Genomic DNA, 14,116 nt, shown 5'->3' with positions numbered 1-14,116 from the left:
GTGGCGTAATTGGTTTGATTTTTTTACTGTTGTATCAATCACTATGCAAAGCATCAATAGGATTAAGTTGTGAGGCCTTAATTGCAGGATACACACCAAACCCAATGCCTACGGCCATACAAATGGTCAGCGACAACACTATAGCAGTGATTGACCAACTCACTGCCCAACCAGAATAAAATCCTATCACTTCAGACAAGATCAAACCAAAGGCGATGCCCAATAAACCGCCCAGAACTGAGATGGTAAAGCTTTCAGCAATAAACTGCATTTTGATATTTTTTTGTGTAGCACCAACCGCACGAAGCAAGCCAATTTCTTTGGTCCGCTCAAGCACATTAGCTAACATAATATTCATGATCCCTATGCCACCCACCAATAAAGAAATACCTGCCACACAAGCCATCACTATGTTGAATATTTGCTGGGTTTGTTTTTGCTGGGCCAATAAAGCCGCAGGGATCACTAACTGGTAATCTTCCGCTTCTCCGTGGCGCAACTTAAATAAATGGGACACGGCCTTAGCTGCCACAATAGGATCTGTATTCTCTGAAATTTTGAGTTTAACCAAATCTAATTCACTGGCTAAAGCGGGACTACTGAGTTTCTTCATGCTGGTACTAAGGGGCACAAAAATACGTGCGCTGTCACCGCCTATCTTCACGCCTTGAAACTCGTCTTTGTCAAAAAATGGGTTATTTAAAACCCCCACGACTTCTAACCATAAGTGGTTCACTTTTAGGTACTGCCCTACAGCCTCATTACCGTGAAATAATTGTTCCGCGGCATTAGCACCAATAACAGCGACTTGGGCCACATTTTTATTATCTTGCAGTGTTAACAAGCGACCAGTTTGCGCTTGCATATTGGATAATCTGAAATGACTATCACTGACACCCACCACTTTTAAATCGGCACTACCTAAGTCACTGTATACCGATTGAGTTTTTATGTGTCTTTCGGCGCTGTAGTCTTCGACAAAGGGTAAAGTTTGTCTGGCGGACTCAACGTCTGCCATAGTTAAACCTAAGGACTCTTGACGTATTTCATTCAGTTCATCATCAGCAAATTGTTTGGCTTCTATAATCAGGTTTCGAAGCCCCATTGAATCAATCATTTTTAAGGCCTGACGCTCAGCACCTTCACCAATATTAAGCATGGCAATCACCGCGCCTACACCAAAAATCATGCCTAGCAAGGTTAACAAGGTACGTAATTTGTGGGCGGCCATCTCACTGAGTGCGTCTAACACTAGGGGCATAAAACTATTATTCATCAATACTCCGCAATACATCCTCTGGCACACTTAAAGCAATAGTGTCGCCAGTTGTCAAACCTGCAATTATCTCGACAAAATAAAGGTTTTTGTCGGCGGTTTTCACTGGGCGACGAGTAAAGTTACGCCCGTCTTTGATATACACATAATTTTCGCTTTTTTCATTAAATATAGCCTGTAGAGGAATAACAATTTTTGACTGAGTCTCAGTAACACTTACGGTGGCAGACACTTTAGCGCCTGGTTGTAATGTAGAAGATTGTTCATCAATAGAGACTAACAATTCAAAATATTTTGTGGGATTACCGCGTTTTACGGTGCGCGAAAACCCTGAGACAGACAACACTTCTCCTTCGAGGTTTTCATCTGGGTAAGCGTCTAAGGTCAAGTTGACTTTCTGACCTATCTCTAAATTTATGGCGTTTTTATCCAATACATATAACTTAGCCTGCATTTTTTCTAAGTTAGGAATTTTGGCAATAGTACTGCCCGGAAACACCGTTTGCCCAATACTGGCCTTATCGCCTCGCCAGTTTTTTTCGTATACCAACATACCGTCGTAAGGGGCTAACACTTCTAGTTGAGCTAATGCCGACTGATGTTGCTGAAACTTGGCCTGATGGCCACCTTTACGAATATCCAAGACGGCTAACGCACTGTCATTTCTATCATCAATACTACTTTCTTTCCATTCAATAAACTCTTCCTTAGCGCCCAGATAATCACGGTTTGACAAGGTATCGATTATTTCAATTTTTGAGTAAAGCCTAAGATCATCAATGGCAAAGGTATCCACAAAGGTAAACTCTTTTCCCACTAAGTTTTTTTCAGAATTCAATTCATTTTGTTGCTGGCTTTCTTCGGCATTTTGCTGACGCATATCCATATCCAACAGCATCATTTCCAACTCTTCTTCACGACTATCGAGCTGCAGTTGTTCCGCATCAAAACGGGCTACAACTTGACCTTTAGTGACCCAGCTATTTTCTTCAGCCAACCAATCAATGGTCATGGGGCTGCGGCCAGGGGTATTGATTCTTTCAGCTTGCGCGGCTTCTAATTCACCTACTGCCGGAATAAGCACAGTAAAACCTTTTGGCTTAACTTGGTATAAAGGCACAGTCGACTGCGGAGACTCAGTGCAGGCCATTAAAAACATCAACCCAACACCCAGTAAAAACCTGTTCTTCATGAATCAACCACCTCAATCTTTGCTTTCATACCAGGGCGCATCACTTCAGGCCTAGATTCACCGAGTTCAATTTGGGCATCAAAAATCACTTTAGGGTTATTAGTGGATTTGGGATAAAAAGCATGGCCTAACTTGGTAATAGTACCCATGTAAGACATTTCTGGATAAGCTTCAAAAATTACTCTTACCCCTTGACCTTGTTTCAATTTGGCTTTGTCTGGTTCAGCAAATTCAGCTTTTAACGCAATGGCATCAAGGGAAGGTAATTGCATTAAACTGCGCCCCATGTAAACCGTTTCTCCCACGGCCACTTTTTCGCCGTTGCCATTTTCTTGATACATCACCAAGCCATCTTTAGGGGCTTTGACACTCAGTTTTTCAATTTCTTGTTGGATCCTATTGACCCTACTTTGCATAATTTTTATTTTACCTGCAGATACTTTTACGTTTATCTCCATGGCCTTTTTATGATGCGCCAATTTCTGTTTCGCTTGCGCTAAACCTTCGGTGTGGTATCGAAAGTCAGCTTGTTGTTTCAGGCGTTCAATTTTAGAACTGGATGCATCAACTATTTCTGCTTTACGCTTAGCCTTTTTATATTCCATTTCTGCTTCGGCAAGTTTTAATATTAAGTCTTGCGTAGTGGCATCGTCTTTTAGCTTATCGCTTTCTGCTTTTTTTATTTCTGCTTCGAGTTTACTTTGCCTACCAATCAAATCATTTTTCACTTTCTGACCATCAAACACTATGATGACTTCACCTTTTTTAACTAGTTTGTTTTCAGGTGCCATTTGTTGAATTTTGTATTGCCACATCCGTGAAATATTAGGGGGACCAATAGTGGCATTTTTCAGTGATATAAGTTCAGCAGAGGCTGTTACTTTGGCCGGCTCTACTTTATCTACAACAGAGGGCTGCTCATCCTCACAGGCCACTAATAAAACACTGCTCAAACCCAGCATGAATTGACAAAAATACGCTATGTTCCTCATATGGGAAGCACCTCTGTTGTATTGTTCTGTACTGCTAAGTTTTCATGTTTTAATTGCACTCGCACACTCATCCCCGGAAAAATGGCCTGCTTAAGGGGCTCAACAAAGCCGAGCTCAACTCGGTAATAGGCACTGTCGCTCCATTGGCTTTTTTGTTCTGCTTGACTTGAGACAGAGATGACCTTTCCTGTGTATGCCTGATCGGGGTAAGCATCTAAAGTCAGCGCAAAGCTACTTTTCTGTATATCAATACGTGCCGCGTCTATTTCATGGAGCCATGCAGAGACTTGGTAGGTTGAGGCCGCTTGAACAGTTAATACTTCCCAACTAGATTGGATATTCATGCCAATGGCCACCTTTTGCGCCATCCACTGATGCATAGCATGGGTGACTGGCCCGGTGACTTTGGCTTTGACACTTAATTTTTCTAGCTGGCTACGTTGATAAGCAATTTGTTCTTGTAACTTGAGGATTTCGATATTCTTTTTGTTTAACTCTACCTGCTGCTCTTCTAACTTAAGCTTGTAGTTTTCTTGGGCTTTAATTTTCGCAGTTAAGGCTTTTTCATATTCAATAACACTTTTACCTTTTTCGTAGGCGCTGATTTCACCGTCTGGCACTGACGCTTCGATACGCGTTTTTTCCACCATAATATTAGCTAATTTTAAGGCGCCATCTGCCTCTAACACGGCTTGTCCTTTATCCATTTCTAATTTCAGTAATTCTAAAGCATCAGTCTCAAGTTTTTCCTCGTTAACTTCTAGTTGCGATTCTATGCCGCCAGAATCGAAAACAACGACTAAATCTCCTTCTTTAACGATACTGCCTTCATCCGCCATCCATTGAATTTGTACTTGCCAACGATTGGTTTTAGGTGCCGTCACTAAATGATATTTTGATGAGGTAATGATACCGGTTAGCAAAGTCACTTGCTCATTAGCGGTTGATTGGCCTACAACTAAAAAACCCAGCAAAAAAAGTAAATTTTTAGCTAACATAATTTCCTTAACCTTGGGCCATTAAAGGCGACTTTGCCCTTACACCCGTGTCTTTTAACACTTCTCCATCACGCATAGTGATGACTCGTTGGGCATAGGATGCAATATCATCTTCGTGAGTTACCATCACTATAGTTTGGCCCTGCTGATGTAAATCGGTCAATAACGCCATGATTTCTACCGAGGTTTTACTGTCTAAATTGCCCGTAGGTTCATCAGCCAAAACCACAGTTGGGCGATTAATTAACGCCCGAGCTATGGCCACACGTTGCCTTTGTCCACCAGACATTTCGAAAGGTTTGTGATTTTTTCGATGCCCTAAGCCTACTTTATCCAAAAGTGCATGGGCACGCTCGTTGGCTTCTTCTTCTGAAACATCACTAAAACGCAAAGGTAACTTCACATTAGCTATGGCATCCAATTTGGGTAATAAATGAAAAGTTTGAAAGATAAAACCAATATGTTTGTTACGAATGGCCGACAAAGTGTCATCGTCCATAGTGGCAACATCTCTATCGTCTAAAAAATACTGACCCTTGTTTGGCGTGTCTAAACACCCCAAAATGTTCATTAAGGTAGACTTTCCAGATCCTGAACTGCCCATAAAGGCCACGAATTCATTTTTCTGAATCGATAAAGAGATATCTGTGAGTGCATGGACTATTTCAGATCCATTAGCAAAGGATTTGGCAATATGGCGAAGTTCTAGCATGATAATCTGACTACAATGGCGTTATGCTTACCTTATACAGATGCAAGTCAACTATCAATGCGGTGGCCACTAAACCTACAGATTCCCCCTTGGCTTAACTGTTTCAAAATATGTCTAGAATAAGCACCGATTTAACGAAACCCACTGAGTCTTTTATTCGCTGCCCATTGATTAAATGCCAACACGCCTATATCAATGTTTGCTAGCTGCTGACTGTGCTCTTTTATGCAAAGCCAGCCTAATGTTGAATTAGCATACTAACTGAGAACTCTATATGTCTGAATTATTGCAAAATTTGCAATGGCGTTATGCCACAAAAAAAATGGATCCTGCAAAACCTGTCAGTGCCGAAAAAGTTGATTTTATATTAGAAGCTATCCGTCTGAGCGCAAGTTCCAGTGGACTACAACCTTATGAGGTTTTTGTTGTAACCAATCCTGAAGTACGGGCAGAAATTGTACCCCATGCATGGGATCAACAACAAATTACCGACGGTTCCCATTTATTAGTATTTGCTGCCTGGGACAATTATACTGCCGAACGTATTAACACTATGTTTGATTTAGTTAACGAGAAGCGTGGCTTTAAAAATGAAGGCTGGGAAAATTATCGCAAAATGTTACTGAATACTTACCCTTCTCGTGATCCAGAAACAAACTTTCAACACGCAGCGCGTCAAGCATATATTGGCTTAGGTTCGGCTCTAATTGCCGCAGCTGAAATGAAAGTAGACTGCACTCCCATGGAAGGATTTAACCCAGATAAAGTCGATGACATACTCGGTCTTAAAGAACACGGGTTAAAATCTGTTGTATTGTTGCCTTTAGGTTATCGTGCCAACGATGGTGACTGGTTAGTCAACTTAGAAAAAGTGCGACGCCCCACAGATAGCTTTACCACACTAGTTGAATAAAACTAAGTAGCCATATTCTGCAGTTTAACTATCGAATATGGCTAGTTTGAAGCAGTGAAAAGTTTATTGGCAACCTGAAGTTGAAGGCTCAGTGGCGGCTTTTTTAGCTTCTTGTCTAGCTTCAAACCCAGCCATTTGTTCGGCCGTTGCAGGCAACTGATATTTGCCTTTCCATTCACTAAACGGCATGCCATAAATAGCTTCACGGGCTTGTTCGTAATCCATCTCAGCACCTTGTTCTTTTGCAGCAGCCATATACCACTTAGCTAAGCAGTTACGACAAAAATCAGCCAAAATCATTAGGTCTATATTTTGCACATCTTTGTTTGCATCAAGGTGTTTGAGCAGATGTCTAAAAGCGGCGGCTTCAGCGTTAGTTTTTTGTTGTTGGTTCATATTGGTGCCTGTTTACATTTTAACATAGGTTATTTACGTGGGTCGGTGGCGGTGACTTCAATACGTTGGGCATTGTCATCATGAAACCCCAACAAGTCAGTTAAACCCTGCATGTTATGTAATTTTCTAAACTCGATCCAATCAATTAAACAATACAGGCATATTGCAGGGTAATTCCAGCCGGCAAACTGCTGCTCTGCCACCATTTCGTTTAATTGCACTAATACCGCATTGACTCGCTGTTTTTGTAACTTAAAAAACAACTTATCTTCATCAGCCTGAATATCTGAGTTAGACAAGATAAACATTTGCACTAGCGAGTCATTAGCTGAATCGATAAGAGTGAGTTGATTTTCCTGATCCCAACTCAGCACAGGATCAGAAAACTTATCGCTTAAATAGCGAAAGATCACCCTTGAATCAAATATAACCTGAGTATTTCCATCTGACTCATCTTCTAACATAGGAATTTTCATAGTCGGGTTTTTAGCAACAAGAATTTGTCTATCTTGCTCTTCAAAAATTTGCAGGTTGATAAAAGAATGTTCAGTGTTGGCTAACCATATGCGCAGACGGCGTACATAAGGAGAAGTAGTGGACCCATACAATTTCAACATAATAAACCCTTAGATAAATGAACATTAAGACAATTAGTCACGCCATAAACAGTAAAGTGAACTGCCCTTTAAGGCAAACTAATTTGTCTATTTAGCTAAAGGTTTATTATATCAAATTATGATGGGTAAAAATCAGTGAAAGACCTGAAAATCACCATGTCTTTTTACTACCCAGTCCCAATGTCAGAGTTATATAACAATCACCTCAATTGAATTTTTACAGTTAGACATAGTGAGTGCTTTATCTGAGGCTAACACTTGAATTTGGTCATAATCGATACCTTCTAAATTCTCTTTAATGCTGTTTTCAAATACCTCAGCATGCTGTCCAATGATAATTCCTTGGGCACCTATTGCATCAAAATCTTGCTGGTGTTTTTGCATAAACTTGTCAAATTCTTTAACCACTACCTTTTGTTTTTGCATCAACTTTTTATCGATATGCAGTGATTCATCGGATTCCTGAATGGCTAATTTTGTAAGTTTTTCAATTGAGTCGGTATACTCCTGCATTTCTTGTTCAATGCCTTGGATAGGTATTTCTAACCCCTGCATTTTTTGCTCTTCTTTCTGTAAGGCAAGATAAGCTGCAATTCCTTTTTCTGTCATTGCTTGGTGGCTTACCATTTCACAATTTTTAAATGCAACTACCGAATAGTCATCCCTTGATTGGTTATCTGACTTTGCCACAACAACCTGACAAACGATTAAGGATATGAGTGAAGAAACTAGAATTTTAGTGGAATGTTTCATGAATAAACCTTTTAGTTGTGTAATCAACATCTAAGTCGACTATACAACTAAAAAAGTTTGGGTTGCTATTCACTATTTTTAACTATTTTGCGAATAAATTAAACTTTCGCTTTGTTTTCGAAGGACGCATCTTCATACCAATCATCCATGTTGTCATACATGTCACCTTTCAAAATATGATAAGGAGATTTATGGTAGATCTTAATATCATGGAAAGGGTCGGTGGCAATTTTGCTAAACCAAACTAAACCAGATTGTACGCCCATCAGTTTAAATAAATGTACGGTTCTAAACACTATTGCGCCTAAGCCAACCACCAACCAAATGATCGCCATGTTATTGATAAACGCCATAAAGTCAGTAGCCGCAGTGAATATGCCAAAGAAGGTGGGTTCAAAAAATAACACTATGGGCACCAATGCCCAAATGGATAACAACACTACTTTGCGCTGTAGGTTGTATCCTACTTTAACGCTTTCTTTATAATCATGGGTGGTCTTGTTCACTTCGTCATAAGTCTTAGGCTCAAAAAAGAAATGCCCCGTTTGGCGTAAAACCATAGCCAACAACCAACCCACTAAAGCGGCTAACGCCGGATAATAAAAGACAAGCATGTAACTCACTATAAAACAGCTGGCGCTGAGTAAATGTAAAAACTGGTTAATTCTATTATGGTGATAATAGCGGTGATCATCCCAACGTTGTTTTTGTAATTCTTCAAAAAAAGTCATGTTTATACCTATTAGTTAGTCAATGTAAAATCAACGGCGTGATGCCGCTTTAGTGTTATGGAAAATTGGTTAAATGACCGGTAAGTAAGGGTTGCCCCATCTTTATAGCCACTCCTTTTTGAATGCCTTCACAAAACTGATAATTGCTCGTGGCAAATAAAATAATGGTGGAACCGTGTTGGAAATAGCCCATTTCCTCGCCTTTATTAAACTGCGCATCACAAGGGATGTCATTGGGACCTTGGTATTTCAAATTTAAGGTTTGTGGTAAAAAATTAAACTTCATACTTGCCACCAATATGGCGGCAACGGGCACTAAGGTAATGCTGCTGGTTGGGTGATTAGTTTTTAATTCGATTACCGCTCTTTCGTTTTTACAAAACAGTTTTTGCACTCGTTTAAGGGCAACAGGATTAACGTTCCAAGTGTCCCCCGAAATATAAGTCACCTTGCTGACCGAACATGCTATAGGTGCATGAAACCTGTGGTACATACTGGATTTCAGCCGCAGAGTGACGTATTTACCATCACGGTATTTATGGTTTAAATGAATATTAGGTATTAACTCACTGATGTCATATGGAAAGCCTTTAGCTTGAAAAACCTTAGTTCCTTGAATATCGCCAAATTCGCCTACTATGGCATCACAAGGGCTAACGACTCGTTCTGGATGCATTGCTATGGGTCTTAGGCCGTCCTTTAGCTCTCGAGTAAAACATTCTCCTAAGCTAGTAAATTTTTGTTTCTTAGCATCTTGAAGTCTTAAATCTTCTGCAAATAACGACCACAGCCAGATAGAAAATTTAGTTAATAACGGGCTTTGAATTTGGCTATACCAGCCCATGAACAGCGTTAACCCTCTTCGTGGAATGCGATTGGTTAACAAAAAATTAAGCTGTTCGCGTTTAGATAAAGTTTGCACGCCGCTCACCACGTTTAGGCCACCGTTCTTTGATTGTTATACATAACGGGTAATTCCAACCCCATATCATGTAAAAATTGTTGCATGATAGGTTCAGCTTGATATTCAGCGGCCCGCTGCAAAGCCTTTTGTTGCATATTCTCTTGAATGTTTGCACTTGAAAAGTACTCAACAATTTTGTCGCTCATCGCTGTAATATCTTCAACTAAATAGCCATTTTTATTATTTTGGATAATGTCTTTAGGGCCTTTACAATTGTAAGCAACAGTAGGCATACCGTGCACAAACGCCTCTAAAATTACATTCCCAAAAGTATCGAAGCGCGACGGGAAAACAAACAAATCTAAGCCTAGATATAAAGCGGCGAGTTGTTTTTTATCTTGCCAGCCAAGATAGATAGCGTCTGGTAAAGCTTGTTTAAGTAGTGACTCTGCAGGGCCTGAACCCGCCACCACAATTTCTAGATTAGGCACATATTTTCTAGCACGTTTAACAATTTCAGGTAGCTCTAGGATCCCCTTCTCTTTACTTATTCTACAAGCAATAAATAGCACTGGTGTATCCTCATTTGCCCCAGGAATAATGCTAGCTTTACTGATTTTTTGTACTCCTAAATCCCTTGGTTGTGTGTGATGGGCTGTGACAAACACTTGATCTTCTTGAAGCTGCATTTCAAAGCCTGTTAACCAGTCTTTGTGCTCAGTATTAAGTACAAAAACACCGTCATATCTATTATATAAGGCACGCATTAAACGCCTAACTCTGTCACGTTCGTGTTGATTTAAATCGGTAGTATGTTTAATAAAATCAACCCAATCCGTGTGCATAAAAAAGTAACTGGGTACATTGAACATTTGCTGAATAAACAAAGAAACCACTGCCATTGGTCCTTCAGTTGAACAAATGATCCTGTCGTAGCCACCGTCATAAAATATGTTGGCGATTTCCATCAAGTCTGGAATGCGAATTTTTTGTTCACCATAACGATGTACTTCAAATTCAGTGATTGGGCGTACTACATGTAAATGTGGAGCAGACTCTGCGTCTTCATGACAAATCAAAAAATCCACAGGTAGATCTGCTCGTTGAATTTCTTTTAGTTTTCCAGATAAGGAGCTAGACACACCGTTTTTGTCGAATAACGTATCAGTCAGATACAGGGCGCGGTTGGCGTGTTGATTTTTCCCTAAATGTTGTGCAAATTGATTGAGCAATTGACGATTTTGATACAAGACTCGGGTCGAAGCTAAGGTAGAACCCGCTAATATCAAACTGATTAAGATGGGGAAAGACAAGTTGTCGAGTAACTTCTCAACGCGAATATTACTCATGTTTTCTTGGCGTTTACCATCGCCCAAAAACAATGCGGTAAGTTGACTAGGCACTTCAAACTTACGAGTAATCTCTTCAGTTGAAAAGCTATCTAAACGAATACCGTTACTGCTTTTTATTGCACACTCAACCCTTTGTGCAATCAGTTTATTCAAATGTGTAAAAAGATCTCTGATGGCAAGGTTAACGGTTTCGGTGAACACTTCAGGTCCGTCTTTTTTGCTGTCAGCGATTTTTTCGAGCTGATTAATACAAAATTTATAATCTTTAGAGACTTGCCACTTAAGTAATTTACTCGGCTTTTTGCCTTGCAAGGAATCATGCACAAAAGAAAAAAACTTCATGGTTTTTTTATGCTTTTGCATTTCTAACAATAAGTTACTGACGACAAAACAGCCGATTTTATCCCAAGTTGAGCCACGGTGAAGCATTATTCTAAACAAGCCAGGATCTTTGATTTTGGTGGCGACTTGAGAAAAGTAGTCAAGCAAGGCAATGTTTAGTTTTTGATTTTCACCCACCTGCCCAAAAGGTGCGATATCACCGTTTTTTATGGCTTCTAATGCAAGTTCAGAAGCCGGAGTGGTTTCAAGACGCTGTGCTAAATTTTCCACATATAAATACGAACCACACTGCCCCGCAAAAATCCCCGTATGATCATCAGATCCTCCGGTTAATACTTTAGCTTTGTAGGGATCCACCCCAAAATCTGCAGGGTTCAAATTATGTTTTTTGGCATAACTGAGAATTTTTTCTGGACTGAGGCTTTGCACCCAATTTAAGGTCAGCACACTTTGCCACAGATCTCTTTGCCCATTTAATACCTCAAAACGTGCAAAAATGACGGCAAGTTTTTCAAACAGACTTAAGTCAATTTTTTCGTTACGAGTATAAAAGTATAAAGGATGCGGCATAATAACAGGCAAGTCTTCAGCCGCGGCAAAACGTAAAAAGTCATACACGTTTTGTCGTTTACGATTCAGTATCTCTTCTTGCTCTTGGCTAAATCCGTAAGTTAAGACATGAATAAACAAATCATATTCGGGGAAGAAACAAGTAAATTCAGCCGCTACTAATACATCGACTCCTTTGTCCTTGAGCTCCCAACAAGAACGGGCGTTATTATGATTGGTTATGGTGATGACTTGACTGCCGTTAGCCTTGAGTAACTTGACTAACTTTTTGGTTTTTAACCATGTTTCTGGCAACCTGAGAATACGCCCCCATAACTCATCGGGCACATCACTATTATAATCATGGCAATGAAAATCAATTTTAAGACAATTTTCAGGGGCAAACCTTTGACTTTGTTGTTGTAAAAAGACATCAAATTCAACATTTAAAGACGGCCTAAAACTTTGCTGCAGTTCTTTATCTTTTTTAATCAACATATCTAACCTACCTGACTTGTGTTGTTGTTTGGCTGCACGACTAATTCGGATTTGGATAACTCTGGATTATTCTGACTTTTAAGTTTTCGCAATGGCGCAGGTAAAAAGGGACGTAACAGTGGAAATCTGGCAGTCAGCATATCCCCTAAAAATTGCCGCTTTATTGCTTTATTAGTTAACCCATCACTTGACCACCACCAGCCATCCTGCAACATCTGTTTTGCGGCAGTGACAATACACTCAATGACCTTTTCAAATTCAGCATCGGTATAACTCAGACTCATGATAAATCGCCCCGTACCTGTCCAGCTCAACTCTAGGCCAGCGTCTCGTAAGTAAAACTGCAACATCCAGTTATAACGACTTGGTTGGGTATAAATCACTGACAAAATGGAATGCATATTGGTAATTTTAAGAGGTACTTGTTCGGCTATTAAGCGCTGATTCAAGCGTGCTACTCGTTCATTCCATAGTGCTTCAGATGTTTGGTACAACGCCTGAATATCAGGCAATTGAATCAGCCTAAGAAATTCGTGCATAGCGCCCATCACACTTGGATGGGAATTAAAGGTGCCTCGAGCAAAAGAGACGTCTACTGGTTTAGCGTCTTTAAAACGCTTCATTAGAGAGTGAGTACCTACCAACACCCCCACAGGATACCCACCACCCAATGTTTTGCCGTAAGTCACCATATCGGCCTGAATGCCAAAGAAGCCCTGCGCACCGCGATAACTCAACCTAAAACCAGTAAACACTTCATCAAATATCAACACGATATTTTTCTGAGTACAGATATCCCTGATCTTACCTAACCACTGGCTATAGGCAGTTTTATCAAAATGAGTATGTCGGTCACTGGCAATCAGCGACACATCGGATGCCGAATCGGCATTAGGATGGAAGGCTTGCAGAGGATTAATCAAAATACAGGCAATATCTTTGCGTGTTTTGAGCACATCTAATGTATGTTCACTTAAGTCAGCTAAGGTATACACATCGTGGGTTTTGCGATTATTGCCTATGCCTGGCTGCACACCGTCCCACCAGCCGTGATAAGCACCACACAATCGAACAAGGTGGGTTTTTCCGGTGTGATATCGAGCAAGTCGTACTGCTTGCATCACAGCTTCGGTGCCGGACATATGAAACGACACTTCGTCTAATCCAGATACTTTCTTAATTTGAGCAACATTTTCAGCAATAACGGGATGATAAGCGCCTAACACAGGTCCCAACAATTTGGTTTTTTCCGCGCCTTGATGCATACACTTTTTATAAAAGTCATAACCAAACACATTCACGCCATAGGAACCCGACAAGTCGTATCGCCAGTTACCATCTAAGTCTTTTATTTGATTACCTTTGGATTCATCAGCAATAGATCCAAGTTTGAGGGTTTTACTTAATAGATTTCGATAAGGGAAAGGAATACGGTAGTGACTAGTAAAACGTACATCTGAAATGCTACGTTCAATCGACTCACAATAAGCTAAGGTGTCAGCAGATTGTTTGGCTAAGTTATCCTGTAACTTTTGCATAGCGGCTCGTCTGAGCAGAGCAACTTTAGTTGGCGCACCATCAGTATTAAAATACTCAGAGTCACTGTAGGAGAAAAATGGGATCTTGGCGGCAATACGCCTAGACCATTTACTATGACCGCGAAGAGAAGGATGTTTAGCTCGGGAAAGTTGCAGTCGAGTTAATAGCCGTGAAACTAAGTAACACCCGAGTAAAATTATAACAAAATAAATGATGTAACTGATTTGCATAGTTTTGCTTAAGCCAACAGGTTTGGCTTAAGCTAACATTGCAGTTTGAATAAATTATTTCAGTTTTGAGACCGTTTGATGACAACTACTTAAGCGGTCATTTAACAGTTTTTTTTATGATT

13 protein-coding genes are annotated in these 14,116 nt (G+C 40.2%); 1 reads left to right on the top strand and 12 read right to left on the bottom strand.

Annotated features, from left to right (window positions below):
• Nucleotides 1–34: 34 nt before the first annotated feature.
• Genes AAC000_RS18245 through AAC000_RS18225 form a run of 5 tightly spaced genes read right to left on the bottom strand, consistent with a single transcriptional unit; the run spans nt 35 to nt 5,170 of the window.
• Nucleotides 35–1,276, bottom strand: a complete 1,242-nt coding sequence (locus tag AAC000_RS18245) for an ABC transporter permease (protein WP_339724727.1) — start codon at nt 1,274–1,276, stop codon at nt 35–37.
• The gene (locus AAC000_RS18240; protein WP_339724725.1) at nt 1,269–2,468 is read right to left on the bottom strand and encodes an efflux RND transporter periplasmic adaptor subunit; all 1,200 of its coding nucleotides are present in this window, start codon (nt 2,466–2,468) and stop codon (nt 1,269–1,271) included. The genes AAC000_RS18245 and AAC000_RS18240 overlap by 8 nt, the downstream gene beginning before the upstream one ends.
• Nucleotides 2,465–3,460 (bottom strand): efflux RND transporter periplasmic adaptor subunit, encoded by a 996-nt coding sequence (locus AAC000_RS18235; RefSeq protein ID WP_339724723.1) that lies wholly within the window; start codon nt 3,458–3,460, stop codon nt 2,465–2,467. Before AAC000_RS18235 ends, AAC000_RS18240 begins: the two co-directional genes overlap by 4 nt.
• Entirely contained in the window at nt 3,457–4,458 is a 1,002-nt protein-coding gene (locus AAC000_RS18230; protein ID WP_339724721.1) for an HlyD family efflux transporter periplasmic adaptor subunit, read from the bottom strand. The genes AAC000_RS18235 and AAC000_RS18230 overlap by 4 nt, the downstream gene beginning before the upstream one ends.
• A gap of 7 nt (nt 4,459–4,465) precedes the next feature.
• Entirely contained in the window at nt 4,466–5,170 is a 705-nt protein-coding gene (locus tag AAC000_RS18225) for an ABC transporter ATP-binding protein (RefSeq protein ID WP_339724720.1), read from the bottom strand.
• Nucleotides 5,171–5,444: 274 nt separating this feature from the next.
• On the opposite strand from AAC000_RS18225, the gene AAC000_RS18220 reads away from it, so the two are divergent.
• The gene (locus AAC000_RS18220) at nt 5,445–6,083 is read left to right on the top strand and encodes an NAD(P)H-dependent oxidoreductase (RefSeq protein ID WP_339724719.1); all 639 of its coding nucleotides are present in this window, start codon (nt 5,445–5,447) and stop codon (nt 6,081–6,083) included.
• A gap of 63 nt (nt 6,084–6,146) precedes the next feature.
• Here AAC000_RS18220 and AAC000_RS18215 read toward each other — a convergent pair whose 3' ends face one another.
• From AAC000_RS18215 to AAC000_RS18185, 7 genes are all read right to left on the bottom strand, one after another.
• Nucleotides 6,147–6,479, bottom strand: a complete 333-nt coding sequence (locus tag AAC000_RS18215; RefSeq protein ID WP_339724718.1) for a DUF1244 domain-containing protein — start codon at nt 6,477–6,479, stop codon at nt 6,147–6,149.
• Between the two features lie 29 nt (nt 6,480–6,508).
• Complete coding sequence (locus AAC000_RS18210; protein WP_339724717.1) at nt 6,509–7,096, bottom strand: glutathione S-transferase family protein; 588 nt, start codon at nt 7,094–7,096, stop codon at nt 6,509–6,511.
• Between the two features lie 189 nt (nt 7,097–7,285).
• Nucleotides 7,286–7,849: a hypothetical protein gene (locus AAC000_RS18205; protein ID WP_339724715.1), complete on the bottom strand. Its 564-nt coding sequence runs from the start codon at nt 7,847–7,849 to the stop codon at nt 7,286–7,288.
• A gap of 98 nt (nt 7,850–7,947) precedes the next feature.
• Nucleotides 7,948–8,580 carry a hypothetical protein gene (locus AAC000_RS18200; protein ID WP_339724713.1) on the bottom strand — a complete coding sequence of 211 codons (633 nt, stop codon included), beginning with the start codon at nt 8,578–8,580 and terminating at the stop codon, nt 7,948–7,950.
• Between the two features lie 55 nt (nt 8,581–8,635).
• Nucleotides 8,636–9,502 carry an archaetidylserine decarboxylase gene (asd, locus tag AAC000_RS18195; RefSeq protein ID WP_339724711.1) on the bottom strand — a complete coding sequence of 289 codons (867 nt, stop codon included), beginning with the start codon at nt 9,500–9,502 and terminating at the stop codon, nt 8,636–8,638.
• A gap of 14 nt (nt 9,503–9,516) precedes the next feature.
• A complete protein-coding gene (locus AAC000_RS18190; protein WP_339724710.1) occupies nt 9,517–12,225 on the bottom strand; it encodes a glycosyltransferase in 2,709 nt (902 codons plus the stop codon).
• A 2-nt stretch (nt 12,226–12,227) separates the two neighbouring features.
• On the bottom strand, nt 12,228–13,994 hold the full coding sequence (locus tag AAC000_RS18185) for an aminotransferase class III-fold pyridoxal phosphate-dependent enzyme (RefSeq protein WP_339724709.1): 1,767 nt from the start codon (nt 13,992–13,994) through the stop codon (nt 12,228–12,230).
• Nucleotides 13,995–14,116: the final 122 nt, after the last annotated feature.

The organism is uncultured Paraglaciecola sp. (assembly GCF_963977085.1).
Taxonomy (GTDB): domain Bacteria; phylum Pseudomonadota; class Gammaproteobacteria; order Enterobacterales; family Alteromonadaceae; genus Paraglaciecola.
This window is presented reverse-complemented; position numbering and strand designations above follow the sequence as displayed.

Coding starts and splice junctions, on each gene's coding strand:
- AAC000_RS18245 (WP_339724727.1), bottom strand. CDS start 1,276: ATGAATAATAGTTTTATGCCCCTAGTGTTAGACGCACTCAGTGAGATG.
- AAC000_RS18240 (WP_339724725.1), bottom strand. CDS start 2,468: ATGAAGAACAGGTTTTTACTGGGTGTTGGGTTGATGTTTTTAATGGCC.
- AAC000_RS18235 (WP_339724723.1), bottom strand. CDS start 3,460: ATGAGGAACATAGCGTATTTTTGTCAATTCATGCTGGGTTTGAGCAGT.
- AAC000_RS18230 (WP_339724721.1), bottom strand. CDS start 4,458: ATGTTAGCTAAAAATTTACTTTTTTTGCTGGGTTTTTTAGTTGTAGGC.
- AAC000_RS18225 (WP_339724720.1), bottom strand. CDS start 5,170: ATGCTAGAACTTCGCCATATTGCCAAATCCTTTGCTAATGGATCTGAA.
- AAC000_RS18220 (WP_339724719.1), top strand. CDS start 5,445: ATGTCTGAATTATTGCAAAATTTGCAATGGCGTTATGCCACAAAAAAA.
- AAC000_RS18215 (WP_339724718.1), bottom strand. CDS start 6,479: ATGAACCAACAACAAAAAACTAACGCTGAAGCCGCCGCTTTTAGACAT.
- AAC000_RS18210 (WP_339724717.1), bottom strand. CDS start 7,096: ATGTTGAAATTGTATGGGTCCACTACTTCTCCTTATGTACGCCGTCTG.
- AAC000_RS18205 (WP_339724715.1), bottom strand. CDS start 7,849: ATGAAACATTCCACTAAAATTCTAGTTTCTTCACTCATATCCTTAATC.
- AAC000_RS18200 (WP_339724713.1), bottom strand. CDS start 8,580: ATGACTTTTTTTGAAGAATTACAAAAACAACGTTGGGATGATCACCGC.
- AAC000_RS18190 (WP_339724710.1), bottom strand. CDS start 12,225: ATGTTGATTAAAAAAGATAAAGAACTGCAGCAAAGTTTTAGGCCGTCT.
- AAC000_RS18185 (WP_339724709.1), bottom strand. CDS start 13,994: ATGCAAATCAGTTACATCATTTATTTTGTTATAATTTTACTCGGGTGT.